Below are 25,539 nucleotides of genomic sequence, written 5' to 3'. Positions count from 1 at the left end.
AAAATCAGGTTTTTTCTATTTGATCTGCAAGACGGCCTAATGATTCTTCTTTACCAAGAAGTATCAGGACGTCAAAAATTCCGGGTGAACTGGTACTTCCTGTCAGTGCGGCGCGCATAGGTTGTGCGAGCTTTCCCAATCCCAGTTCGGCAGACTCCGCGATCGCTTTTATGACTTCTTCCGTTGCCTCGAGTGTCCAGTCTTCCAGATCAGTCAAGCCAAGGTGAATCGATTTAAGCAGCGTCCGTGCGTCAGCGTCTAGCAGATTTTCTGCCCGTTCGTCGAGGCCAAGTGGGCGTTTTTTAAAGAGAAAAAGACTGGATCCGGCCAATTCGATCAGATTTTTCGCCCGGCTCTTCAAAACCGGCATCGCCTGGCCCAGCAAATCGCTGTCTGAAGTCGATAAGGACGTGCCCAATTCCTGTTCGATCCATGGCGTCGCGAGCCGCACGAGGTCCGCATCACCGGCCTCGCGCATATATTGACCGTTGAGATTTTGCAGCTTTTTCGCGTCGAAGCGCGAAGGCGATTTACCGACGCCTTCCAGCGCAAACCACTCGATAGCCTGCGCCCGGGAGATGATCTCGTCATCGCCATGGCCCCAGCCGAGGCGCAGCAGATAGTTGAACATCGCGTCTGGCAATATGCCCATGTCGCGATAGGCCTCGACGCCCAGCGCGCCGTGGCGCTTCGACAATTTTGCGCCGTCATTGCCATGGATCAGAGGGATATGCGCATAAACGGGCTCGGCCCAGCCCATTGCCCGGACCAGCGCCAATTGGCGGAAAGCATTGTTGAGATGATCATCACCGCGAATCAAATGGGTGACGCCCATGTCATGATCATCGACGACGACCGCGAGCATATAGGTTGGCGAACCGTCGGAGCGCAGCAGGATGAAATCGTCAATCTCGCCATTCTGGACCGAGACATCGCCTTGTACCATGTCGGCGATGGTCACTTTGCCGGCGGTTTCGGTTTTCAGGCGAATCACAAACGGCGCACCTTCCGGAGCTTCCGATGGGTCGCGCTCGCGCCAGCGGCCGTCATAGCGCATCGGCTTTTTCTCGGCCCGCTGCTTTTCGCGCATTTCGGTCAGTTCTTCGGGGGTCGCAAAACATTTATAGGCATTGCCCGACGCCAGCAGTTCATGGGCAACCTCGGCATGGCGTTCGGCGCGTTCCGACTGGAACACCGTTTCGCCATCCCAGTCGAGACCCAGCCATTCCAGCCCTTCGGAAATCGCATCAATCGCTTCCTGGGTCGAGCGCGCCTTGTCGGTATCTTCGATGCGCAGCAGCGCTTTTCCGCCATGGTGCCGGGCAAACAGCCAGTTGAACATCGCGGTACGGGCACCGCCAATGTGCAGGAATCCGGTCGGGGAGGGAGCAAAGCGGGTTACGACCATATTTGTCTCTTTCGGCTGTTCAGCATCATTTGAATTCACGCTTGATGGTCCCTGTGATAGATTTTTGAAATGCGGGATGGATCGAGCCCGAATAGCACCACTGGCACCGGTACCGGTTTGATCGGCACCGCCCTTAGCACGCTGTTCGATCCGCGACAATTGCCTGATTCATGGCGTGGCGCGCAACTCTCCAAATTGATTGAAATACAAATGGAAAAGGAGCGGGATCAGCTTCCCTTATGGGTGCCGGTGGCGCTCGGTTGCGGCATCGCGTCCTGGTATGTTCTCGCTAATCCCGCCTGGTCGATGGCGTTTATCAGCCTGTGCTGCGGGATTGCCCTGTTTGCCGTCATGACGGGACGAGATACGAGAGCCGGGAAGGCACTTTTCTGGTTCGCGCTGCTGGCGGCCATTGGCTGCGCCTTGATCGGGTTCCGGTCGTGGAGCGTCGCCGCGCCGGTATTGGACCGGCCCATTGTCACCACATTCAATGCCAGGATTGAGCGGGTCGAGCCGGTGTTGGCGCGCAATATGGTCCGGCTGATGCTGGATACCGGTGAAAATTCCGGTTTGCCGCCAAAGGTCCGGGTCAATGTGCCGCTTGATCAGGCCTATCCGGATTTGCAGGACGGTGCCCTGATCCAGCTGCGCGCACGCTTGATGCCACCGGCGATGCCGGCGCTGCCCGGAGCCTATGATTTCTCCGAACGCGCCTGGTTTCAGGAGCTCGGCGCGACCGGGCAGGCGTTGGGAGAAATCAGGATATTGCAGCGCGCCGATCCGCTCTTTGCGCTGTCGCGCTATCGCCAGCAGCTGTCCGCGCATGTTCAGTCGCAAATGTCCGGTGCTGCCGGGGCGATTGGCGCAACCTTGGCCACCGGGGATCGCGGTGCCATCGATGAAGCGGATGCCGAGGCGATGCGGCGTAGCGGTCTGGCGCATCTGCTCTCGATCAGCGGGCTGCATGTCACGGCGGTTGTGGGCGCAATCTATTTGCTGGTGCTCAAGTCGCTCGCCTTGTCGCCGTTATTGGCGCTGCGGTTCCGCTTGCCGATAGTGGCAGCGGGATGCGCGGCGCTGGCGGCGGTCGCCTATACGCTGATGACTGGTGCGCAAGTGCCGACGATCCGGGCCTGCGTCGCTGCCCTGCTGGCGCTGGTCGCATTGATGATGGGGCGCAGCGCGATCACCCTGCGGATGGTCGCGGCGGGCGCGTTGTTCGTCTTGGTCTTCTGGCCCGAGTCGCTGGTCGGGCCGAGCTTCCAGCTTAGTTTTGCGGCGGTCACCGCGATTATCGCGCTGCACGAGCATCCGCGGATCAAGGCGCTGGTGATGCTGCGCGACGAACCTTTGATCCGCCGACTCGGTCGTTTCATATTTTCGCTGTTTCTGACAGGCCTGGTGGTGGAAGTCGTCCTGATGCCGATTGCCTTATATCATTTTCACAAGGCAGGGCTTTATGGCGCATTGGCCAATATCGTCGCTATCCCTCTGACAACATTCGTGATCATGCCGCTGGAGGCGCTTGCTTTGCTGCTGGACAGTATCGGTCTAGGCGCGCCCGTCTGGTGGCTCTGCGAACAGGCCTTGAGCAGTCTGATCGCGCTCGCCCATTTTGTTTCCTCCCGCCCAGGCGCGGTGACGATGCTGCCGTCGATGCCGGTATTGGCGTTCGGACTGGTGATATTGGCTGGCCTGTGGATTTGCCTGTGGCGAGAGCGATGGCGCTATCTCGGATTGATCCCCGCTATAGTCGGAGCCTTGCTGATCATCACCAACCGCGCACCGGATATCTATATCACCGGCGACGGCCGCCATGTCGGCATCCGAAACGATCAGGGGGAGCTGGCGATGCTCCGCACCAGTGGCGGAGATTTCATTCGCGACATGATCCGTGAAAATGCCGGAGTGGAGGGGAAATCGCAGGCGCTCGAAGACTGGCCCAATGCCGAATGCAATAGCGACGCTTGTCTTGTCACCATCGATAATGAGGGGCGGAAATGGTTGGTTATGGCCACTCGCAGCTCGCATTATATTTCCGCTCTGGCTCTGTCTGCAGCCTGTCGCCGTGCCGATATCGTGGTGAGCGACCGATGGTTACCGGAAAGCTGTGAGCCGCGCTGGATCAGGGCAGATCGGGACCTGCTGTCTCGCGTGGGAGGCATGACGATTGATCTGGAGCAGCAGAAAATCTCTACTTCACTAGAAAGGACAGGCAGGCATGACTGGACCCGCTACCGATCCGGAGAGGCTGATGCGAGGACGGGCGGCGCGAGAAAGGTTGACGCGCGGAAGGCTACCGTCAAGAAAACCGTTCAGTAACGGCGCAGCAATCCGGCCATCTTGCCCTGAATGCGGACTTCGCCTTCGCCGTAAATCTGCGGCTCATAGGCGGCGTTGGCGGGGTCGAGGCGGATGCTTCTGCCCTCTTTGCGGAGATATTTCAGCGTCGCTTCTTCCTCATGGATCAAGGCGACGACAATCTCGCCGTCGCGCGCGACTTCGGTTTTCTGGATCAGCGCATAATCGCCATCGAGAATGCCTGCGTCGATCATCGAATCGCCGGACACTTCCAGGGCATAATGTTCGCCGGGGCCGAGCAGGGCAGCAGGGACGCTGAGCGCCGACTGGCCTTCCATTGCCTCGATCGGAGCGCCAGCGGCGATCCGTCCGTGCAACGGGATTTCCAGCACGTCATTATTGGCAGCCGGAGCAGGATTGGAAATGACCTCGCGGACCGGTGTGTCCGGGTGCAGCGATACAACATTGGAGGGCTCCGCTTCGTGCAAACCGCCCTCGGGCAGTTTCAACACTTCCAGAGCGCGCGCCCGGTTGGGCAGGCGGCGGATGAAGTGCCGCTCCTCGAGCGCGCTGATCAGCCGGTGAATACCGGATTTGGACTTGAGCCCGAGGGCTTCCTTCATTTCCTCGAACGAGGGGGAAACGCCGCTATCCTTGAGCCTGTCATCAATGAAACAGAGCAATTCATGTTGCTTTTGCGTGAGCATGTCCAGTGTCCTGTTCTGGGAACGAATACAGAACAATTAAGAAACAAAACGGGGGAAGTCAAGCGGGAAGTGATTGTCTCTCTGCATAGGTAATTAGCTCAACCGCTCCTAAACTAAGCTAAGATTGACTATTTAGTATCAGTGTAAGATATCGATCCCTCAGTTGGGGGAAGATTCGAATGTCCGATATAATTGTTGAACTAGATGCGTTTATAATTGCGGACGACCACAGAGTGTTCAAGTGCTCACCCGGCAAAACCTATCGTTTTTACAATCAAGTTCGAAACGCAAAGGCAGTTTTTTTAGACATTCGAGGCCTTGAAGACATTCCGTACAAAGAAGAGGACTGGAACGAAGATAAAATTCTGGAGATTATTGCTGATGATCGTTGGAGCAGGGAATTAGAAAGTCGTGCGCGGGGCAACCAGCATGTAGGAACAGAAGGTGTAGGTCGTGGCGACAAAACGCGACTTGGTTTCCTAAAGGCGTTGCTGTTTGAGGCTAAGCGGGGAGATCTCATTGTCGTTCCTGCTGAAGGGTATGACAAAGACGTTTTGATCGGCGAACTTATTGATGACGCGGGTGATTTTCAGCAAATTTCGGCGACCGATGACGAAACCGAGTATGTTTATCTTGGCCGGAGAGTTAAATGGAGAAGCGCTTCTCCTAAACGGTTATTGAGCGAAGAGATGATTAGAGCTCTCCACACTCAAACGGCATTTTTCCAGTTAAAACGGAGCTTTCACGAGGAAATTTACAAGCTCGCGTATCGAAATTTTATTTTCCGTGGTGACTATGTAAGTGAATTTCGAACTTCTAAGCTGCGATTCACAGCAGAAGATCATGCTGTTGTTTCCACATGGCTTAATGGCTTTGACGTTCTTCGCAATTCGGTTGAAATGACAAATCCAACCAATGACGTGAAGCCTAGTTTTTTTGAGTTGGGTTTGCAGGAACTTGATGATTCCTTGGCGGCAGAAGTTCAGATTGATATTCAATCTCCAGGGGAAGTGTTTGTTAAATCATTCGGCCCCTTCGCTCTCGCATTGATGGCATTTTTCCCACTCGCAGGGTGCGATTCTCAGGCGGTCGTCGATCAAGGTGTGACGGTCAAATTAAAAACAGTCGGAGGTGGCATAAGCAGTCACACTGAGGTTCAAGAGTGCGTTAACTCGATGGCAATTGCATTGGGCCATGAGAGACTCGATCAATCGAGTCAATTGTGCGACCGGGCGATAAGGGATGCGAAAATGACAACTCAAGCGGTCTTGAAATCTGGCCATAAAGAGAGCAAATAGGTAACATGGCCTCCGCACCCATACCTAACTCACGACTTACGCGCGATCAAATCGTGCATAACGTCAAACTCGCAGTGGGCGCGCTTGTGACCGCCGCTTTGGGTGGGCTATTTGCTGCAGTATTTACTTATTACGCGACCGTGCAAGTTAATACCGAAGCATCGTTGCAACAGCAATATCTATCAGCAATCCAAGACTTCTCCGCCACTGGCGCGAAAGTTGATGCTAGTATCACAGAATTGGCAGATACTGTTCTTGATGGTCAGGGATTGACAGATGCAAGGCGGGAAGCTCGTCAAGCAATCGCTGCACACGCTGCTGCCAGCCAAAGCCTCTCGCAGGTGGTTGGTCAGGGAAATGTTGACGAATATGTCCAGGGATTGGCAACTCTTCGCCTTCTCGTTGACGATACCAATGGCAAAATAAACGCACTCAAAACTTCTAATGCACGCTTTGATTTGATGGATAATCGTGTGGTGATGATTAATGAAGCTAGACGAAGGGTCTACGACCGCACTTAAAGAAGCCCGAGAAACGGGCGAACTCAAAGAGTTCATCAAGGAACACGAAGCCGCCATTGCGGCAACGCTCAAATCGGTGGTCGGTAAGTCGAAGCCAGTTCAGAAAACATCGTCTCGGGATGCCATTAACTAAATCCCGATAAACGGCACCCTCTCACCCGCCTGCGCCGCATCCGCATTAGCAGGCCGGCAAAGCAGCGCATTGGCCGCAGCCAGCACCGATAGCTTGGCGCTGTCCTGGCTGCCAAAAGGCGTAATCCCGGTCTGGTCGACCTTCGCCCGCAGAAACTGCGCGCGGGGGCCATTGGCGGGGAGGGCTTCGCTGGTCGGGGCGCTCTGATATTCGGGCAGATAGCGGGCGGCTCCGGCCATGTAGCGGATCAGCGGCAGCAGGAACAGGGTCGCCGCTACAAAGGCGGAGGCCGGGTTGCCGGGGAGCGCCAAGATCACTGTGTCGCCAAGCTTTCCGGCCATCACCGGCTTGCCCGGTTTCATCGCGATCTTGTAGAAGTCGATCTCCGCGCCGAGCCGCTCGAAGGCGGGCCCGACCAGATCATGATCGCCGACCGATGCGCCGCCGATGGTGACGATGATATCGCAGTCTTTCGCGCTTTCCAGCGTCTGGCACAATATCTCCATATCGTCGGGAATGCGGCTCAGGCTGCGGGTTTCGGCGGTCAGGCCGGAGAGCATGGCGGACAGCATGACGTCATTGCTGGCGGGTATCTGGTGGGGCAGGGTCTCGCAGCCGGGCGCGACCAGTTCGTCGCCGGTCGAAACCACCGCCACGCGGGGCTGCTGCCCGACCGAAAGTTCGCCATAGCCGGCGATAACCGCTTCGCCGAGCGCGGCCGCATTGAGCAGGCTGCCTGCGGGCAAGCCGATGCTGCCCTGCTTGAAATCGCCGCCCTGATGGCGGACATGGCGGCCTATTTCGGGCGAGGGCTCTGCGGTCAGGCGGATGGTGGCGCCATCGGCTGCGACATTTTCCTGCATGACCACTGTATCGGCGCCCTCGGGTAGCAAAGCGCCGGTGAATATCCGCGCGGTTTCTCCCGACTGCAGCGCGCGGCAGGGCGGGCTGCCAGCCGGACATTCACCGATCAATGTCCACGGGCCGTCCCGATCTTCAAAGCGGATCGCATAGCCGTCCATCGCCGACATATCGGCGGCCGGTTGCTCGCGTCTGGCGATCAGGTCGGCGGCGAGATAGCGGCCGAGCGAGTCATGGACGGACAGGGTCTCGGCGGGCAGGCGGGACGCCAGCGCGATCAGTCGCTGCTGGGCTTCGTCCAGAGGCAGCAAGCTGCTCATTCCGCTGTCCAGTCTCCCGACTTGCCGCCGCTTTTCGAGAGCAGGCGGATATCGCTGATCTCCATGTCCTTCTGCATCGCCTTTGACATATCATAGATTGTGAGGAGTGCGACGGAACAGGCTGTCAAAGCTTCCATTTCCACGCCGGTCTTGCCGGTCAGTCGGGCCATGGACGAGACCTTGATGCCGTCATCGAGAAAGGTGAAATCCACCGCCACTTTGGTCAGCGCCAGCGGGTGGCACAGGGGGATGAGATCGCTGGTCTTTTTTGCCGCCATGATCCCGGCAATGCGCGCCGTCGCCAGCACGTCGCCCTTCTTCATGGCGTTCGCTTTTATAGCTTCCAAAACTTCCATTTTCATCGTGATCCGGCCCTCGGCATGGGCCTCGCGGACCGTGTCGGCCTTGCCGCCCACATCGACCATATGGGCCGCGCCGTCGCCGTCGATATGGGTCAATTTGCTCATTTGGTTCCTGTCAAAAGCTCGCGGGTTGCGGCCTCCACTTTATCCTGTCGCATCAGAGATTCACCTACCAAAAAGGCTCGGGCGCCGGACCCGGACAATCGCTGGCAATCTTCATGGGTGAAGATACCGCTTTCCGACACCATGATCCGGTCGTCGGGCACCAGCTTCGCCAGCCGTTCGGTCTGGTCGAGGCTGGTGTCAAAGGTCTTGAGATTGCGGTTGTTGATGCCGAGCAGGGGCGATTGCAGCTTCAGCGCCCGTTCCAGTTCCGTCTCGTCATGCACCTCGATCAGCGCGTCCATGCCAAGCGACAGCGCTTCCGCCTCGATCTCCGCCGCCAGAGCATCGTCCAGCACCGCCATGATGATCAGGATAGCGTCCGCACCCAGCGCCCGCGATTCAGCGACCTGCCAAGGATCGACCATGAAATCTTTGCGCAGGCAGGGCAGTTCGACCGCCGCGCGCGCGGCGACCAGATATTCATCCGCGCCCTGAAAATAGGGCTGGTCGGTCAGAACTGACAGGCAGGCTGCACCGCCAGCCTGATAGGCTTTGGCATGGGCCGGGGGATCGAAATCCGCGCGGATAAGGCCCTTGGACGGGCTGGCTTTCTTGATCTCGGCGATCAGGGCGAAGCCGTCCGCAGATTTTGCGCTGATCGCTGCGGCAAAACCGCGCGGTGCGCTCTGACGGGCAATGTCCTCGCTCAGCTTTGACGCTGAAACTTCCGCCTTCCGTTGCCGCACATAGTCCCGCGTCGTCGCGCAAATTTCTTCAAGCTTGTTCATTGATTGGCGATCCAGCAATTGAGCATGGCGTTGGCAAGCCCCTTGTCGAGCGCTTCTGCGGCTTCCTCGACGCCTTCCTCCCAGCTGTCGACTTCGCCTGCCACCATCAGCGCGGCGGCGCTGTTGAGCAATACGGCATCGCGATAGGCGGACTTCTCGCCCTGCAGAAGCGCCTTGAGCGCAGCGGCATTATATTGCGCATCGCCGCCTTTTATCGCTTCTGCCGGATGGCGGGTCAGGCCCGCATCCTCCGGGGTGATCCGGCTGATCGTGACCGTGCAATCGCTGATCATGGCAATGCGGCTGGGACCGGAAATGCTGAGCTCGTCGAGCCCTTCCTCGCCAGAGACGATCATCGCCTTGTCATAACCCAGCTGCAGCGCCGCTTCGGCATAAGTCTCGACCAGATCGGGCGAGGCGACGCCGATCAGCTGCCGTTTGACCTTTGCCGGATTGCACAAAGGACCGAGTAGATTGAAGATCGTCCTGCGACCGATGGCTTTGCGGATCGGTCCCAGCGGGCCGAGCGCCGGATGATGGTTGGGCGCGAAGAAAAAGGCGATGCCGATCTCGCGCAGATTTTGCTCGGCCTTGCTTGCCGCTTTCGCCAGATCCAGACCGAGCGCTTCCAGTGTATCCGCAGCCCCCGATTTGCTAGAGGCGGCGCGGTTGCCATGCTTTGCCATGGGAATTTCGCAGGCGGCTACAACCAGAGCGGTGGCGGTGCTGATATTCAGACTGTGGCTGCCATCCCCTCCAGTGCCGCAGACGTCAATCGCGTTGGCGGGCGAATCCACGCCGATCATCCGGGCGCGCATTTCTGTTGCTGCTGCAGCGATTTCCGTCGCGGTCTCGCCCCGGTCGGCTAGCGCGACCAGAAAAGCGGTGATTTCGTCGGCCGAGCAGGAACCATCAAATATCGCGGAAAAAGCTTCGCGAGCAGACGCTTCGGACAGGGCGCTCGCCGGATCGGGCAAGGTCATGCCCGTTCCTTCGCTTCAATCCCGGCAATCGCCATGAAATTGGCCAGCAGCGCATGGCCATGTTCGGTGGCGATGCTTTCCGGATGGAATTGCACGCCGTGGATCGGCAGGCTTTCATGGCGAAAGCCCATCACCGAACCATCGTCGGCGGTGGCGTTGACCGGCAGGCTATCGGGAATATCCTCGACAATCAGCGAGTGATAGCGGGTCGCGGTATAAGGCGAGGGCAGTCCGGCAAAGACGCCGCTGCCGTCATGGGTGACTGGTGAAGTCTTGCCGTGCATTAGGCCGCCGCGTACGACCTTGCCGCCAAAATGCTGTCCAATGCTCTGGTGACCGAGACACACCCCGAGCAACGGCTTGCCCGCATCGGCACAGGCCGCGACCAGATCGAGCGATATGCCCGCTTCATTTGGGGTGCAGGGGCCCGGAGAAATCAGGAAGGCCTGCGCTCCGGTGGCCAGCGCTTCGCTGGCGGTCAGCGCATCATTGCGCTCCACGCGAACCTCCGCGCCGAGTTCCATCAGATAATGGACCAGGTTGAAGGTGAAGCTGTCATAATTGTCGATAACCAGAATCATGAACCGCGTCTAACGGGCCGCGTTTGACCGGCCAAGCAATTTCGTTCTTTCCGCTATTTGATGCTGCTCGAAGGCCGACCGGACAGCGCGATTTTTTCGACGAACAGCAATTGTGTTTTGTGCGCCGAGCGTCCACAATATTATCAATTGAAACCAAAGGATCTTCCAATGAGAACCAGTCATGTTTTCCTGTCCGCAGCTGCATCGCTGCTCGCCCTCTCGGTTAGTGCACCAAGCCTGGCAAAAGACGCTGCCGCCGAAGTGACGGCAGATGAAAATGTTGCGAATACAGAAAAAGCGGAAATTGGTGCCTGGGGAATTGATCTCTCCGCGCGGGATATGTCGGTGACACCCGGTGCGGATTTCTTCCGCCATGTTAACGGACATTGGCTGGACACCGTAGAGATTCCCGAGGACCGGTCGCGCTATGGTTCGTTCGACATCTTGCGGGAGCGATCCGACGATCAGGTCCACGCGATCCTTGACGATCTCGCCGCACGCGGTGACGGAGCCGATGCGCTAGATCAGAAAGTCGGTGCATTTTACGCTGCATGGATGAACGAGGCTGCAATCGAAAAGCTGGGGACCAAGCCCCTTGAACCCTATCTCGCGAAGATAAAGGCCGTCAGCGACCGTGCGGGATTGCTGAAACTGTTCGGGACTGTCGGCTATGCCTCGCCGGTCGGGGTCGGCACTTTGCCTGATCCGGCCAATCCCACCCGCTATATTGTGGCCGCGGGTCAGGACGGTCTGGGCATGCCCAGCCGCGACTATTATCTCAAGGAAGGTGCGGAATATGACAAGTTTCGTGCGGCCTATCGGGATTATTTGATAAAGATACAGAAACTGGCGGGGATCAGCGATGCTGCCGCCAAAACCGACCGGATCATTGCTCTGGAAACCGCCCTCGCGAAATCGCAATGGGAACCCGAGCGGCAGCGCGACATCAAGCAGATTTACAATCCGATGAACCGCGAGCAGTTGATGGAACTGGCGCCGGAGTTCGACTGGACCAGCTGGCTGGAAGCTAGCGGCTTTGGCAAGGTCGATACGATCATCGCCGCCGAAACCACCGCAATCACCGCGAGTGGCAAACTGCTTGAAACTGTCCCGGTCAGCACCTGGAAAGACTATCTGACGGCGCATTTCATCAGCGACAATGCGGCCTATTTGCCGAAGGCGTTTGACGAGGCAAAATTCGATTTCTTCAGCAAGACCCTGCGCGACATTCCGGTCCAGAAAGACCGCTGGAAGCGGGGTGTCGATCTGGTCAACAGCAATATGGGCGAGGCGATCGGCCAGAAATATGTGGATCGCCACTATCCCGCCGAAAGCCAGCGGCAGATGACCGAACTGGTCAACAATCTGACTGCCGCCCTGGGCGAAAGAATCAGGAAGAGCGACTGGATGGATGCAGCGACGCGCGGCGAAGCGCAAAAGAAGCTCGACGCTTTCGAACCCCGGATCGGTTACCCGTCGAAATGGATCGATTATTCACCGCTGGTCGTGAAGCCGGATGACGTGCTCGGCAATGTTCAGCGCGCCGCGAAATTTGCTTTTGACGTTGATCTGGCACGGCTGCCTCATCCGGTCGATCGCGAGTTGTGGGAAATGAATCCGCAGACCGTGAATGCTTATTATAATCCGCTGCTCAACCAGATCACCTTTCCAGCGGCCATATTGCAGCCGCCATTTTTTGACCCCAACGCCGACCCGGCGGTCAATTACGGTGCGATCGGTGGGGTCATCGGGCATGAAATCGGCCACGGCTTTGACGATCAGGGGCGTCAGTTTGACGGTAGCGGCAAACTACGGGACTGGTGGACAAAGGAATCTGCGGAGAAGTTCGAAGCGCGGACAAAATTGCTGAAGGAGGCCTATGACAAGTTCGAGCCGGTTCCCGGCGTTCACGTCAACGGCCAGCTCACGATGGGTGAGAATATCGGTGATCTGGGGGGGCTTGAAATGGCCTATTCCGCCTATCGCCGATACGTCGCCAGCCATGGCGAGCAGCCTGTAATCGACGGCCTGACCGGCGACCAGCGCTTCTTCCTGTCCTGGGCGCAGGTCTGGCGCGGTAAATCGCGCGAAAACGCGCTGCGCGAGCAATTGCTCACCGATCCGCACAGTCCGACCCAATATCGTGTGGGTGGCGTAGTTCCGAACATCGATGCCTGGTACAAGGCGTTTGACATCACGCCAGACAGCGCGATGTATATCCCGCCCGAAAAACGCGTGAAAATCTGGTAGGCAATGTCATGAGCGAACCTGTAACCGTGAACATACCCCATAAACTGGGACTGACCGAAGCCAAAAGCCGCGTCGGCAGCGGCATCCATACGTTGGGCGATATCATCCCGGGCGCCAGCCTGACCGACCATCATTGGGAAGGCGATCACCTCCATTTCACCCTGGAGGCCGTCGGCCAGCGCATCGGCAGCGAAATGCAGATTCGCGAGGACGAGGTCTACGCGATTTTCGACCTGCCGCCGATGCTGGCGATGTTTGCCAACAAGATTAAGGAAAAGCTGCAGAAGGAAGCGCCGAAGATGCTGGAGTAGGTTGATTGGTCCAAAATGGCTTAAAGCGGTAAGCGGGCGAAAATGTTGATCATTCTGACGCCAGCCATTGGGCGGGAAGAAGGCAGAGCGCCTCGATTAGCTAAACGCTTTTCTGCGCAGCCCTTCTATATAATCGACAGCGAATGCCTCAAGCTGTTCGGGATCGGAAGGTAATCCGCCCTGTTCGTCCGATGCGCCGCCAAGCTCGTCGCGACTGTTGACCCGCGGAAATGGTTCAGGCGGAACTGGCACATCAAGGAAATTGCACAAGGGCTCCCACCCGTCCTTCGGATGGAACACGAGTAACCGTTCTGACGGGATCGTGCTTATGACCTCCTCGTTATAGGCGCGATACCAGTTGGCCATCCATTCGGGATCGTTGATATGTTCGCCAAACTGGCGAAGATAAGTGCCTTGCAGCATCTGCAACAGGTCGCTGCCTTCGAGAGAAGCGAGCATGCGCTGCGAATTGATCGTCTCGTTGCACGATTCGACCCAGGCGTCAGCGTCGCGTACTGTCAGCAGGATTTTCGCGTCCGGATAAAACTCGGCCAGTTCGCGCCAATAGACACAGGCCGGATTATCCGTGACGGAGCGATAGCCGTCGAAAATGGCGTCCCAGTCCGGCTTGCCGTCGACAACATTCTGCCAAAGCGGGATATTGCGGCGGGCACTGCGGAACACTTCCACCATATGGTAGCATGGCCCGACTCCGATATGTTCAAGCGCGAATTTCATCGAAAAGGTGGCAGTTCGCCCTGGTCCTACACCAATTACGTCCAATGCCATCAGTTATGTCCCTGTGCTGCTGTCCTTTTTCAAACTATGGCGTACACATCCTCTGTTGGCAAGCCGCGCCACCAGAAACGCGTCCGCCTTGGCCGACATTCGGACTGTTCCCGACAAGCTGCTGGCCGGTATGCGGAACTTGCCGGTTCCATAGATTCTCAGCCTCAAAATCACATGTCTTGTGCGGAGGCGATTGATCCGGTTCTCCGCTATGCAGTTCAACCAATAAACGCCCGCATTTGCGCCTCTATAGGGTTGCGCAATTCACGGCCCGAACCCGATATCCTGCGCCAGCTTTACCGACCATCATTGGGAAGGCGATCATCTCCAGTTCACCCTCAAGGCCGTCGGCCAACGCATCGGCAGCGAAATGCAGATTCGCGAGGACGAGGTCTACGCGATTTTCGACCTGCCGCCGATGCTGGCGATGTTTGCCAACAAGATTAAGGAAAAGCTGCAGAAGGAAGCGCCGAAGATGCTGGAGTAGGCTGGTTGGTCCAGAACGGCGTTAAGCCGTTAGCGAGCGAAAACGTCGATCATTTTGACGTCAGCCATTGGGAGGAAAGGGGCAGGGCCGGTTTCGATGGAAAATGGATCGGTGCAGGTTATCGTTCAATCTAGTCCACTGTTTAAAGAAGTTTCACTCGTCCGGCGCACCTACAAGCTTGATCGTAAATCCGTCGCGCGCATTCTCGATTTCATATTCCGTCAGTGTCGGCCTGACGCCATAGGTGCCGGTCCAGTCCATACGCCATCGCCGGTAGGTCCATTCTCCCCCTGCACTGCCAGTCATGGCTTTGCTGACCACATCTCTTCCTACAAATCCCACACCCTGAAACTGTGCGCCGGTCGTGACGGCTAGATTCCCGACCGCGAATTTACCGCTATTTTCCTCTTTGATCATTTCTTGTCGTACCCGCAGATCGGGAAAAGTGATCCGTTCAGGGTTTTTGCCTCGCTGCATGAAATAAACTTCATAATAGGGAAAGGGCTTGCCCCAGCTCACCGGCACAGCAATCAGATAAGTGTTCCCTTCATCAGACCGCACGGCTAGCGGAACGCCCCCTGTCGATGGATCGGCGGACGCCCAGATCTCCAGCACATCGGCGAGCCCCGTCAGGCCTTCCATGTCGGCGAAACCGGAATCGGAATAGGCGCGAAGCGACATATACCGGCTGGCATAAATCTTCCGAATACAAAGCGCATCGGAATTGCACCGATCAGCGGCCTTTATCCAGGCCAGCTGCTCGCGGCGCAGGTTTCTGTCCTTGTCGCCTTCCCGGGGGTTTGTTTCCAGGGCTCGCGCTCCGTCATAAGCCTTGTTCAGCATTGCATCGAGCGCAAGCAGGTCATCCGACTGACAAACGGCTTTCTCCCGCTGTGTCGCCGCCGCTGTGCAGTCGATGGCGTGAGCCGTGCCCGAATGTCCGGCGAGAACGCCCATAAAAAGCAGGAGTAAAATATATCGACCAATTGTCACGGACATTCCCCTTGAACCCGGCGCTTGTAGAAACCCGATAATCCTGCGCGGCGTTGGCTATGCCCCATAGCGAAGTTTCTGCTTTCGGGCGAGAAATACAGCGTCGATCTGTCTGCCATTGGGGCGACAGTTGCCCAGCCGCTTTCGATTTTCATCCAATCAGTTCGAATGACCGAAACTGGGTGGGGAGCGGACATTAACAATCCGCTAGCGCTACGGTAGCGAGGCTCCTATCGTGCTGATATGTATGAGACTGCTTTGGCCGAACTGCGGGCACGTTGGCGCGACGGGAACCACTACTTGGGTAAAGATGACTCCGCCGGTGGTCAGAACTAAGCGGACTGAGTGCAACTAAAGTCTTCGACAGGTTGGCTGTCGAACTTTCGTGTGACTTCTTCGTCGGGTTCCTTGGCTGGGATTTTGCTGATGGAATAGCGAACGCACTTAATGGCGCGCTTTTAGAATTGGCGGGCAGCGATAACGAGCTTGTCTGGCCTGATGCATTCTTTGAATTTTATTGCGCATTCGACCACAGCGAAATGGAGGGGCCGAGGGGTCGCGAGATAATTCGCGATTTCCTACAGAAGCACACAACGTTGACGGGCTGAAGGTCCGCCTTTCGGGCGGAAGCTGCGACCCCCGCCCAAAAGTCCGCTTGTTGTTATAGATAATTTCCTACAAGCGGACGGACTGCAATCGGTCCAGTTCCGGCCAAGCGAGTGAGCCAGCGTGCCTCGCGTCTTGTTTGAGCAATTTGGCAACAACCTGATAGGTCCGCTCATTATCCACATCGATCGCATTGCGCCCCTCTGTCAGGACAACGGGCCTTACGCGAAGACCTATACGTTTCGAAATCCGCCGCATTGCACCATCTAAACTGATCATACCGGAGCGGAGCAAGAGAAGGTTGAGCACCCCAAAGCTTTCTATAATTCGTCCTATTTTTTTGGCAAATTGCCCACCGCCTCGAAAAATTTCAGCCGCCGCCAGAGCATGTGCGCCGGACAGACCGTAAAGATTGCAATTGGAATAATGATTATCCGAAAAAGTGTAGAAACGGTTTTGCCCTTGAGGGTGCGTTGATAACACAGCCGGTTTGGTGGTTAGGCCAACGGCGACATCGGCACCCGATGATAGCACGTTGGCCATTTCCTGAATGGCGACAGCGGTCAACAGCGCATTATCCGCCGTCGTAATCATAGTCGGCCTATCACCCATTTCAGTGATGGCGGCGATGACGCTATCGGCAATGCTCAGCTGCGAAGGGATGCAACGTATCTGCGTCCCGGCGTCGCCCAGCGCCGCAATAACCGGGGCAAGAGCAGCAAATCCGTCGCGTTCGATCGAAATGCCGATGTCCCCCACGGCAGGATGATGCGCCAATGTCTCCAGCACATGCATAATCAGCGGTTTACCACCGATAGGAATGATGCATTTATGTGAGACATTGTGCGCAATCGCCAACGGGTCGGTAATTCCGGGGCGCTGTGCAGCGAGCAGGATAACATTTGTGGGCATTAAAATCACCATCAAGTTGTGTTTCTGAATAGCGGGTTGCCACCTTATGCTTTCACCCATCGACAATGGAATAATTGGCGGTCTGTCGATCTCAATTTATCAGCGAACTAGGTTATTTGACTTCGACAAAACGGTACATAAAGTTACAAACTAAATTTGTTCGATAGAAATTAATCGCCTGTTTCTATGTTCGAGCCAGATCAAATTTCTGCTATCATACGCCAGCGAGTGGCATTGAAAGGCCCGGCATGTGGACAAGCCTTGTCGCTATTTTCGTGCCGCCAGAGGCTCGGCATCACTGAAACCGCTGCGTCTTGTCCTATGGGATGAGGGCCAGCGAAGGCTGATTGTGCGAAATGACCTAATATTGGGAGAACTCAACTGTATGCCACTCAGCTGTTTGCCAAATGTCCGCTAACGGGGCGCTAGCGGACGGACAGAAACCGCACGCACCATGCCCCTTTTACGGCCATGGCGAACTTTCAAGCTACTGCCCGAAGCCGATATCCTGCGCCCGCTTCACTGCCTCTTTGGCTGCTGCCAGCAACGCGCCCGCTTTGGCCCGGCATTCGGCCAGCTCATAGTCAGGATTGCTGTCCGCGACGATCCCTGCGCCCGCTTGCACGTGCAGCATCCCGTCTTTCACAATCCCGGTGCGCAACACGATACAGCTGTCCATGCTGCCATCGGGAGAGAAATAGCCGACGCCGCCTGCGTAAGCGCCGCGCGTCTCGGGCTCGAGTTCGGCGATGATCTGGCAGGCGCGGACTTTCGGCGCGCCGCTGACCGTGCCGGCGGGGAAGCCGGCGAAGAGGGCGTCGAGCGCATCCTTGTCCGGGGCCAGTTCGCCGACTACGTTGGAGACGATGTGCATGACATGGCTGTAAAATTCGACGGTATAGCTGTCGGTGACCTCGACACTGCTCGCAGTCGCCACGCGGCCAACATCGTTGCGGCCCAGATCGAGCAGCATCAGATGTTCGGCCCGTTCCTTGGGATCGGCGAGCAGGCTTTCCTTATTCGCTTTGTCCTCTGTCGCATTCTTGCCGCGGGGGCGGGTGCCGGCAATCGGCCGGATGGTGACCTCGCCATCTCGCGCGCGGACCAGTATTTCGGGGCTCGAGCCGGTCAGGGCAAAACCGGGAAGGTCGAGGAAGAACAGGAAAGGTGAAGGATTGATCCGCCGCAATGCGCGGTAAAGTTCGATCGGGGGCAGAGCGAAGGGCGTGGTGAAGCGCTGCGCCAGTACCACTTGGAAGACATCTCCGGCCTCGATATAATCCTTGGCGCGCAGCACCATCTCGCCATATTTCTCTGCCGAGATATGTGGCGTGAATTCTACCTCGTTCGGGCTGAGTATGCCCAAGCCAGCCTGTACGCCGCCTGACAATCGTCCTTCAACAAGCTCGGGACGAACAGGGGCGGACAGACCCCGCTGGGCCTCGTCCAGCCGTTCCTTTGCCGCAGCGATCTTGGCTTCGCTATCGCCATCGGTTTCCGGCCATACGGGTGCGACCAGAAACAGCTCATCCGCGAGCCGGTCAAAGATCAGGATCACGGTGGGCCTGACAAACAGCATGTCTGGCAGATCCAGATCGGATTGCGGGGCGCGGGGAAGCTTCTCGACCAGTCCGATTGTCTCATAACCAAAATAGCCGACGAGACAGGCGAGGGCGCGGGGCAGTTCTTCCGGCACGTCCATCTGGCAGGCCTTTACCAGATTGCGCAGCGCGGAGAGGCTGTCGCCTTGTTCCGCTGCAAAAGCCTCGCGATCCTTCAGCCATGTGCGATTGATTGCCGCCTTCTCGCCATCGGCCCGGAATACCAGGTCAGGCGCAAGGCCGATCATGCTGTGACGTCCCCTAGTCTCGCCACCTTCGACCGATTCGAGCAGATAGTCGCCGCGGCCATCTTCCATCAGCTTCAGCGCAGCGGACACCGGCGTTTCGGTGTCGGCAATCTGCCGTCGCCAGACCAGCGCCGGCTTGCCGCTGTCCAGTGCCGCGCGTGCCGCTTCTATTCCGAAACTGCCCGCCATATTGGGATCAATTACCGCCGAGCAGCTGTTTTTTCAGCGCCGTCAGCGTAGTCTCGTTGCGCTCCACACCGATGTCAGCCTTCATCGCGTTGATGAACTGCGCGGTATATTCATTGCCCAATACTTGCTTGAACTGTGCTCGTGTTGATTGCAGCAGATCGTCACGCTTGGACGCATCGCCGCGATTGAGCTTGTCGAGTACGACCACGAACCACCCCTGATCGCGCGGCGCTGCGAGGGCTTTCGCTGTGCCCTGTGCCATGCTGAACATTAGGCTGAGAGGCGCAGGTACCTGGCCCTGCTGGCTCTGTCGGGCAAGTTCGGCTCTCGTCGAACTGATCCGTTCCGGATTGGGCAGCTTCACACCGGCATCGGCGACGGCTTTGGACAATGATGTGCCGCTGCTGACCGCTTTTGCAATCTTGTCGGCGACTGTCTTGGCTTTCTTCGACCCCTGATCGAGCATATAGTCGCGGGTCACCAATTGCTCGATCTGCGCCAATGGTGGCGGAGCAGCCTCGGTAATTTCGGAAACATCGACTACGGCATATTGCTGGCCCGGAATGATTTCGACGACCTGAGGGTCGGATTCTGCATCCACGGCAAATGCTATCGGCAATAACCGCTGCATCTCCGGTATCGGCTTGTAATTCTGATCATTCGGGTTCTGGCCATTGGCGAGCAGGGGAGGGGTCGCTTCCACTTTCAGCTGTTCGGCTTTGGCGATGTCGCCGAGCGTTGCGCCGTCAGCAAATTCATCCTCAAGACGGACCGTCAATTCGGCCATTGCCTCTTCAATTTTTGTGCGGGTCAGTTCGCTGACAATCTCGGTGCGAACCTGCTCCAGCGTACGACCGGGGATTGGTTTGATATCCTTGACCATCACGATGTGCCAGCCCAGCGCGCTTTGGGCGGGGCCAGCGACAGCGCCCGACCGGGCGGAAAACGCGGCATTGGCAACCGACTGGGAGGCCATATTGATAAAGTCGGTTTTATTGGTCGATCCCACTTCAGCAGCGGACAAGCCAACCGATTGCGCGGCCTGTTCGATCGAAGTACCGCCAGTTATTTTGGCCGCCAACGCCTGGGCGGCGGCTTCGGTTGGCACGATGACCTGTTTTAGATTGCGGGTCTCGCTGGCGGAATAGCGGGACTTGTTGAGACTATAATAGCCCGCGATTTCCTTTTCGCTAGGCTTGATCTTGTCGTTGAACCGGGATTTTTCGAACAATGCGTAACGGATCGTCCGGCGTTCGGGAATCGTGTAGCGGGACGCGTTCTTGGCATAAAAGGCCTCGACCGCTGCCTTGGCTGGCTTGACGTTCTCGATGAAGGCCACCGACGGAATTGTTGCAATCTGTCCTTCGCGTGATTCGAGCAGCAGGGAGGCATAAGGAACAACAAGCTTCTGCGGTACCGCTGCGCCGAATCCGGCTGCCGTCAACAGCTGGTCAGCCATTAGATTACGGGTAAAATCATTGCGCAATTGGGCTTCGCTTATCCCTTGTTGCTGCATGGCGCGGCGGAAATTCTCTTCGCTAAACTGCCCGTCAGCACCTTGAAAGGTCGGAATGCTTGCGATCTCGCTATCAACCAGACGTTTGCCCGCTGCCATGCCATATTTCGTACCGAAATCGGCAATGGCGAAGCTGTTGATCAGTCGTTCCAATACATCGTCGAAGCCGCCGCCGTTGACATAGGTTTTTAGATCCAGTCCGGTATTCTCACGCTGCTCGCCGCGGAACGCATTGGTTACGGATTGGCTGAGTTCCGCGCTGGTCAGTTTGCTGTCGCCGACTTTAGCTGCTGTTCCAGAACCGGTAACCCCGCCGAATGTACCGCTGCTCGACACATCGGCCGTGGCGAAGGCAATGGCGATCAGGCCGACGAAACAAAGGGTCAGGAAAAGACCGAGTTTCGAAGAAAAAATGCGGCGGAAAAAACTGATCATAAAAGAGATGTTCCATTGCGGGAGTTGGATTTGCGCTTGCTTTAGGCGGCTTGGCTTTGTGGTTCAAGCAAAAGACTGCGGAAGAAAATTGGCAAGGTGATGGATATTTGATAGCGGATGCCCAACAGAAAAACAGAAAAGGCAGAACGCATCATGGCAAACCGCAAATATATTGTCGGCAACTGGAAAATGAACGGGTTGCGGGCACAGCTTGCGGATATCTCCGCCATTGCGGCCATTGCATCCAATCATGATGGCGCAGATGTCGGAATCTGTCCGCCAGCAACGTTGATCGCCGCTGCCGTACAGGCCAATCCGGGCTTTGCCATTGGCGCGCAGGATTGCCATTTTGCCGAAAATGGCGCGCATACCGGATGCCTGTCTGCTGCCATGCTCAAGGAAGCAGGAGCCACTTATTCGATTCTCGGGCACAGCGAACGCCGCGCCGATCAGCAGGAAGGTGATGCCGAAGTGAAGGCCAAGGCCGAGGCGGTTCACGCAGCCGGCATGGGCGCCATAATCTGCGTCGGAGAAACCGAAGAAGAACGCGATGCCGGGCAGGCCATTGAAATTGTCACGGTGCAGATCGCCCGCTCCTTCCCTGCAGGTGCCAACGCAGAATGGCTGACCATCGCTTATGAACCGGTCTGGGCGATCGGTACCGGCCGGGTTCCGGAGACCGGCGATGTCGCCGAAATGCACGCCGCAATTCGCAAGAAGCTGGGAGAATTGATGGGGCAGGGCAGTGATGCCGTGCGGATTCTCTATGGCGGGTCGATGAATGGTGGCAACGCAGCGGAATTGCTGGCGGTGCCCAATGTCGATGGCGGGCTAGTTGGCGGCGCAAGCCTGACGGCAGCGAAATTCGGACCGATTATCGAGGCTGCTGCAGCCGGTTGAACCGACCCGCTTCGCAGCAAGGCGCGGCAAAATGATTTTCGCCTTTTGCGTCCGTCCAGCCAATGCTGACGCAATTCCGCAGTGCTTTGGCGCATTGCTATCGGAGGTCGGCGATTTTCATCGCTTGAACTCGGACGGCTCAATCGCTATGTGCGCTGCACGTTGGAGCGCATGCTCCCCTTATTAGTTCGGAAAACTCATGTTTCTTTTTCTTACCGTCCTTCAAGCCATTGTCGCCGCCATGTTGGTCGGCGTTATATTGATGCAGAAATCCGAAGGCGGTGGACTGGGTGTCGGCGGCTCGCCATCCGGTATGATGTCGGCGCGCGGCGCAGCGGATCTGCTGACCCGGTCTACTTCGGTCCTGGCGGTCTTGTTTGTGTCCTTGTCAATCTCGCTGGCGGTTCTTGCTGCTGCTGAAGGCAAAACCGATACTATTGACCAGAGTCTGCAACGCGACACCAGCGCACCGGTTTCAGCACCTGCTGATGATGTGCCTCTGGTTGGTGACGATCCATTGGCCGCAGCGGCTGCAGCGGCTGCAGCAACTGCGGATGACCAGGCTCCTGCTACCAATTCGGATGCTACCGTTCCGCTGGACCAATAGGTTCTTCCAAAGCCCTATACTGACATTGATAGCCGGATCATCGTGCAGATCGCGCGTTCGTATCGATTCGCGTTCAGAAAAGACCGGCGACTGACCAAAGTAAAATAATATTTATTTCACTTTTCCGGATTCGCGGGATTGCCATATGCGGTGATAACGCCTTAAGCCTCTCCTCCCATGGCGCGATATATTTTCATTACCGGCGGTGTGGTTTCCTCTCTTGGCAAAGGTCTGATGGCAGCGAGCCTCGGCGCTCTGTTACAGGCTCGCGGATATTCCGTGCGAATCCGGAAACTTGACCCCTATCTCAACGTTGATCCAGGCACGATGTCGCCTTATCAGCATGGCGAAGTCTATGTCACCGACGACGGGGCGGAAACCGACCTCGATCTGGGCCATTATGAACGCTTCACCGGCGTTCCGTCGCTGCAGTCCGACAATGTCACATCTGGCAGAATCTATCAGTCGATCATCACCAAAGAACGTCGCGGAGACTATCTCGGCGCCACCGTGCAGGTCATCCCGCACGTTACCGACGCGATTCAGGAATTTGCCGAGGACAAGCTCGACGGCATTGATTTCGTGTTGTGTGAAATTGGCGGAACGGTCGGCGATATCGAAAGCCTGCCGTTTATCGAAGCGATTCGGCAGCTGCGCAACAAGGTCGGCCGGGACAATGCGATTTCCGTGCACGTCACGCTGGTGCCCTATATCGCGGCTGCCGGCGAACTGAAAACCAAACCGACCCAGCATAGCGTCCGGGAATTGACCTCGTTGGGAATTCAGCCGGATATCCTGCTTTGCCGCTGTGAACATCCGCTGCCCGATAGCGAACGGAGCAAAATCGCCCAATTCTGCAATGTCCGCAAGGAATCGGTGATCCCGGCGCTGGACGCGAGCAATATCTACAACGTGCCTCTGCAATATCATAACGAGGGTCTGGACAGAGAAGTGCTGCGTGCCTTCGGCATTGACGATGCGCTCGAGCCCGACTTGTCGCGCTGGTATGATGTCATGGAACGGATCGAGAATCCTGAAGGGGAAGTCATCGTCGGCGTGGTCGGCAAATATGTCGGTCTGCAGGATGCCTATAAATCGCTTCAGGAAGCCCTGTTCCACGGTGGTCTGGCGAATCGGGTGAAGGTGCAGGTCCGCTGGCTCGATGCGGAATTGTTTGAAAATGACGAGGATCTCGCTGCCAAGCTGGAGCCGCTTCACGCAATATTGGTGCCCGGTGGCTTTGGCGAACGCGGTAGCGACGGCAAGATCGGATCGGTTAAATTTGCCCGCGAAAATGACATTCCGTTTTTTGGCATCTGTCTGGGCATGCAAATGGCCTGCATCGAAGCGGCCCGCAATCTGGCCGGTATCGACACCGCGTCGACCACCGAGTTCGGGGCAACCGAAGAGCCGGTTGTTGGCCTGATCACCGAATGGATGACCGAAGAAGGTTTGCAAAAACGGGAAGCTGGCGGCGACATGGGCGGCACGATGCGACTCGGAGCCTATGATGCTGTTTTGCAGCAAGGCTCGAAAATCAGCGAAATTTACGGCAGTCGCGAAATCAGTGAACGCCACCGTCACCGTTACGAGGTGAACAAGGGCTATGTCGAACGATTGGAAAAAACCGGTCTGATATTCTCGGGCATGTCACCCGACGGCGAGCTTCCGGAAACCGTGGAACGCCCGGATCACAGCTGGTTCGTCGGGGTGCAATATCATCCCGAGCTCAAGAGCAAGCCGTTTGATCCACATCCGCTCTTCGCGTCTTTCATCGCCGCCGCTTTGCAGCAAAGCCGCCTCGTTTAATTGCTAAAGCATGGAGAATTCAGCATTTTCGAACGGATGTCGAATTTGTCCAATCCATTTTACCAAATATTACTATTGTCACATGCACGTCGCGACGAAGTGCTAGAACAAACTTCCGAGCAACGCTGAGGGATTAGAAACAGTGAAAGCTGAACAACTGGCGGGTATATTGGCAGAGCATAGTCTGTTTGCCGATTGTGATGAAGCTGAACTGGCGGACTTGATATTGCGTGGGCATTTCATGCAATATAAGAAAGGGGATGAATTGATCATGCAAGGCGATCCTGGCAACTCGCTCCTGATATTATTGTCGGGCAATGCGCGTACCAGTATGATCGCCAGCAATGGTTATGAAGTTGTGCTTGATTATGCGGAAGCGGGCCAGGTTCTGGGTGAAATCGCTTTGTTGGACGGCGGCGAGCGCACCGCCAGCGTCACCGCTATTGAACCGACGTCGGCCCTTTCGATCACGCGCGAAGCGTTTGAAGAAATTCTGGCGAAGCACAAGAATATGGCGCTGCGGCTGCTGAAAGTCATGGCTAGCCGCATCCGGATGGCGAACAGCATGATCGAAGGTGATCGCGCTTATACGTCCGGGCCACGTCTGGCGCGCTATTTGTTGCGGCTTTCTGTCGTCGGTGCTGAAGAAGGACGACTGAAACTGGATTTGAGCCAGAGCGAACTCGGAAACTTTGCCGGGATGTCGCGTGAACATATTAACCGGCAACTGTCAGCCTGGTCTGAAAGCGAGATCGTGGCAGTGGAGAGCGGGAAGGTCATTATATTGGACCATGCGATGCTCTCCCATATTGCCGAAGCAGATTCTTGACGGAAATTGGCCATTTGCGACCCGGGCTAATTATCGTCAAGAGTGACACCAAGCGGGTGTCAGGGGCAGTCGGATCCTCATCCGGCTGCCCCATTTCATTCTATCATTGATAAAAAAGGCAGCCAGATCGCTCTGGCTGCCCGATTGTTAAGGGAAGAGAACCGGTTTACGCGGCTTTCTCCTCTGCTTTCTTCTGCTTGTGAGCAATTTTTGTGACATTGTCCGCCTTGTTGATGGCGATTGTCTGCGGCCGCATCGCTTCCGGGATTTCGCGGACCAGGTCAATCTCTAGCAGGCCGTCGGCCAGAGCTGCATTTTCGACTCGGACAAAATCGGCGAGTTCGAAGCGTCGTTCAAAGTTGCGGTTGGCTATGCCCATGTGGAGGAACTGCTTGCCTTCCTGATCTTCGGCTTTCTTGTTGCCGGCGACGAGCAGCAAATTCTGCTGGGCGGTAATTTCGATTTCCTCATCCTTGAAACCGGCGACGGCAAGCGTGATCCGATATTGATCTTCGCCGCTGCGTTCGATGTTGAACGGCGGGTAATTCTCGGACTGCTGCGCGCGGGCGTTATTTTCAAGAAGGTCGAAAAGCCGGTCGAATCCGACGGTGGACCGGCGATAGGGGGTAAAGTCAAAACGATTCATATCTATATCCTCTTCAATTGAGCAATGTAAATCTGGACCCGCA

General features: G+C 56.7%; 23 protein-coding genes. 10 read left to right on the top strand and 13 right to left on the bottom strand.

The window, feature by feature from the left end; translation table 11 throughout:
• Positions 1 to 4: 4 nt before the first annotated feature.
• Positions 5 to 1,408 (bottom strand): glutamate--tRNA ligase, encoded by a 1,404-nt coding sequence (gene gltX, locus AAC060_RS09955; protein ID WP_339826319.1) that lies wholly within the window; start codon positions 1,406 to 1,408, stop codon positions 5 to 7.
• A gap of 69 nt (positions 1,409 to 1,477) precedes the next feature.
• On the opposite strand from gltX, the gene AAC060_RS09950 reads away from it, so the two are divergent.
• Positions 1,478 to 3,730 (top strand): ComEC/Rec2 family competence protein, encoded by a 2,253-nt coding sequence (locus tag AAC060_RS09950; RefSeq protein WP_339825614.1) that lies wholly within the window; start codon positions 1,478 to 1,480, stop codon positions 3,728 to 3,730.
• Here the strand turns inward: AAC060_RS09950 and lexA are convergent.
• Positions 3,724 to 4,416 carry a transcriptional repressor LexA gene (gene lexA, locus AAC060_RS09945; protein WP_339825613.1) on the bottom strand — a complete coding sequence of 231 codons (693 nt, stop codon included), beginning with the start codon at positions 4,414 to 4,416 and terminating at the stop codon, positions 3,724 to 3,726. The genes AAC060_RS09950 and lexA overlap by 7 nt on opposite strands.
• Before the next feature lie 179 nt (positions 4,417 to 4,595).
• Between lexA and AAC060_RS09940 the strand changes: the two genes are divergently transcribed.
• Together AAC060_RS09940 and AAC060_RS09935 are read left to right on the top strand one after the other, a co-directional pair.
• On the top strand, positions 4,596 to 5,714 hold the full coding sequence (locus tag AAC060_RS09940; protein WP_339825611.1) for a hypothetical protein: 1,119 nt from the start codon (positions 4,596 to 4,598) through the stop codon (positions 5,712 to 5,714).
• 5 nt (positions 5,715 to 5,719) lie between these two features.
• Complete coding sequence (locus tag AAC060_RS09935) at positions 5,720 to 6,235, top strand: hypothetical protein (protein ID WP_339825609.1); 516 nt, start codon at positions 5,720 to 5,722, stop codon at positions 6,233 to 6,235.
• A gap of 129 nt (positions 6,236 to 6,364) precedes the next feature.
• Here the strand turns inward: AAC060_RS09935 and glp are convergent, their stop codons facing one another.
• Genes glp through AAC060_RS09910 form a run of 5 tightly spaced genes read right to left on the bottom strand, consistent with a single transcriptional unit; the run spans position 6,365 to position 10,368 of the window.
• Positions 6,365 to 7,549 (bottom strand): gephyrin-like molybdotransferase Glp, encoded by a 1,185-nt coding sequence (glp, locus tag AAC060_RS09930; protein ID WP_339825608.1) that lies wholly within the window; start codon positions 7,547 to 7,549, stop codon positions 6,365 to 6,367.
• Positions 7,546 to 8,016 (bottom strand): cyclic pyranopterin monophosphate synthase MoaC, encoded by a 471-nt coding sequence (gene moaC, locus AAC060_RS09925; protein WP_339825606.1) that lies wholly within the window; start codon positions 8,014 to 8,016, stop codon positions 7,546 to 7,548. The genes glp and moaC overlap by 4 nt, the downstream gene beginning before the upstream one ends.
• Entirely contained in the window at positions 8,013 to 8,804 is a 792-nt protein-coding gene (gene trpC / locus AAC060_RS09920) for an indole-3-glycerol phosphate synthase TrpC (RefSeq protein ID WP_339825604.1), read from the bottom strand. The genes moaC and trpC overlap by 4 nt, the downstream gene beginning before the upstream one ends.
• Positions 8,801 to 9,787, bottom strand: a complete 987-nt coding sequence (gene trpD, locus AAC060_RS09915) for an anthranilate phosphoribosyltransferase (RefSeq protein ID WP_339825602.1) — start codon at positions 9,785 to 9,787, stop codon at positions 8,801 to 8,803. Before trpD ends, trpC begins: the two co-directional genes overlap by 4 nt.
• Positions 9,784 to 10,368 carry an aminodeoxychorismate/anthranilate synthase component II gene (locus AAC060_RS09910; RefSeq protein WP_339825600.1) on the bottom strand — a complete coding sequence of 195 codons (585 nt, stop codon included), beginning with the start codon at positions 10,366 to 10,368 and terminating at the stop codon, positions 9,784 to 9,786. Before AAC060_RS09910 ends, trpD begins: the two co-directional genes overlap by 4 nt.
• Before the next feature lie 168 nt (positions 10,369 to 10,536).
• On the opposite strand from AAC060_RS09910, the gene AAC060_RS09905 reads away from it, so the two are divergent.
• Together AAC060_RS09905 and AAC060_RS09900 are read left to right on the top strand one after the other, a co-directional pair.
• Positions 10,537 to 12,618: a M13 family metallopeptidase gene (locus AAC060_RS09905; protein WP_339825598.1), complete on the top strand. Its 2,082-nt coding sequence runs from the start codon at positions 10,537 to 10,539 to the stop codon at positions 12,616 to 12,618.
• A gap of 8 nt (positions 12,619 to 12,626) precedes the next feature.
• Positions 12,627 to 12,929 (top strand): polyhydroxyalkanoic acid system family protein, encoded by a 303-nt coding sequence (locus tag AAC060_RS09900; RefSeq protein ID WP_339825597.1) that lies wholly within the window; start codon positions 12,627 to 12,629, stop codon positions 12,927 to 12,929.
• A 96-nt stretch (positions 12,930 to 13,025) separates the two neighbouring features.
• Here the strand turns inward: AAC060_RS09900 and AAC060_RS09895 are convergent, their stop codons facing one another.
• Complete coding sequence (locus AAC060_RS09895; protein WP_339825594.1) at positions 13,026 to 13,718, bottom strand: sulfotransferase family protein; 693 nt, start codon at positions 13,716 to 13,718, stop codon at positions 13,026 to 13,028.
• Between the two features lie 262 nt (positions 13,719 to 13,980).
• On the opposite strand from AAC060_RS09895, the gene AAC060_RS09890 reads away from it, so the two are divergent.
• The gene (locus tag AAC060_RS09890) at positions 13,981 to 14,205 is read left to right on the top strand and encodes a polyhydroxyalkanoic acid system family protein (protein WP_339826317.1); all 225 of its coding nucleotides are present in this window, start codon (positions 13,981 to 13,983) and stop codon (positions 14,203 to 14,205) included.
• Positions 14,206 to 14,358: 153 nt separating this feature from the next.
• Here the strand turns inward: AAC060_RS09890 and AAC060_RS09885 are convergent, their stop codons facing one another.
• The 4 genes from AAC060_RS09885 to AAC060_RS09870 form a co-directional block, all read right to left on the bottom strand.
• Positions 14,359 to 15,198 (bottom strand): lysozyme inhibitor LprI family protein, encoded by an 840-nt coding sequence (locus tag AAC060_RS09885; RefSeq protein ID WP_339825591.1) that lies wholly within the window; start codon positions 15,196 to 15,198, stop codon positions 14,359 to 14,361.
• 675 nt (positions 15,199 to 15,873) lie between these two features.
• A complete protein-coding gene (locus AAC060_RS09880; protein WP_339825589.1) occupies positions 15,874 to 16,776 on the bottom strand; it encodes an NTP transferase domain-containing protein in 903 nt (300 codons plus the stop codon).
• Positions 16,777 to 17,203: 427 nt separating this feature from the next.
• Positions 17,204 to 18,754 carry an anthranilate synthase component I gene (gene trpE, locus AAC060_RS09875; protein ID WP_339825587.1) on the bottom strand — a complete coding sequence of 517 codons (1,551 nt, stop codon included), beginning with the start codon at positions 18,752 to 18,754 and terminating at the stop codon, positions 17,204 to 17,206.
• A 7-nt stretch (positions 18,755 to 18,761) separates the two neighbouring features.
• Entirely contained in the window at positions 18,762 to 20,705 is a 1,944-nt protein-coding gene (locus AAC060_RS09870; protein WP_339825585.1) for a SurA N-terminal domain-containing protein, read from the bottom strand.
• A 153-nt stretch (positions 20,706 to 20,858) separates the two neighbouring features.
• On the opposite strand from AAC060_RS09870, the gene tpiA reads away from it, so the two are divergent.
• From tpiA to AAC060_RS09850, 4 genes are all read left to right on the top strand, one after another.
• Positions 20,859 to 21,605: a triose-phosphate isomerase gene (gene tpiA, locus AAC060_RS09865; RefSeq protein WP_339826316.1), complete on the top strand. Its 747-nt coding sequence runs from the start codon at positions 20,859 to 20,861 to the stop codon at positions 21,603 to 21,605.
• Between the two features lie 199 nt (positions 21,606 to 21,804).
• Complete coding sequence (gene secG, locus AAC060_RS09860; RefSeq protein ID WP_339825583.1) at positions 21,805 to 22,212, top strand: preprotein translocase subunit SecG; 408 nt, start codon at positions 21,805 to 21,807, stop codon at positions 22,210 to 22,212.
• A 177-nt stretch (positions 22,213 to 22,389) separates the two neighbouring features.
• Complete coding sequence (locus AAC060_RS09855; RefSeq protein WP_339825581.1) at positions 22,390 to 24,021, top strand: CTP synthase; 1,632 nt, start codon at positions 22,390 to 22,392, stop codon at positions 24,019 to 24,021.
• A gap of 142 nt (positions 24,022 to 24,163) precedes the next feature.
• Entirely contained in the window at positions 24,164 to 24,850 is a 687-nt protein-coding gene (locus AAC060_RS09850) for a Crp/Fnr family transcriptional regulator (protein ID WP_339825578.1), read from the top strand.
• A 166-nt stretch (positions 24,851 to 25,016) separates the two neighbouring features.
• On the opposite strand, the gene AAC060_RS09845 is transcribed toward AAC060_RS09850, so the two are convergent.
• A complete protein-coding gene (locus AAC060_RS09845) occupies positions 25,017 to 25,496 on the bottom strand; it encodes an Hsp20 family protein (protein ID WP_339825575.1) in 480 nt (159 codons plus the stop codon).
• Between the last annotated feature and the right edge of the window lie 43 nt (positions 25,497 to 25,539).

Origin of the sequence: uncultured Parasphingorhabdus sp. (assembly GCF_963975555.1) — a bacterium.
Classification (GTDB): Bacteria; Pseudomonadota; Alphaproteobacteria; order Sphingomonadales; family Sphingomonadaceae; genus Parasphingorhabdus.
This window is presented reverse-complemented; position numbering and strand designations above follow the sequence as displayed.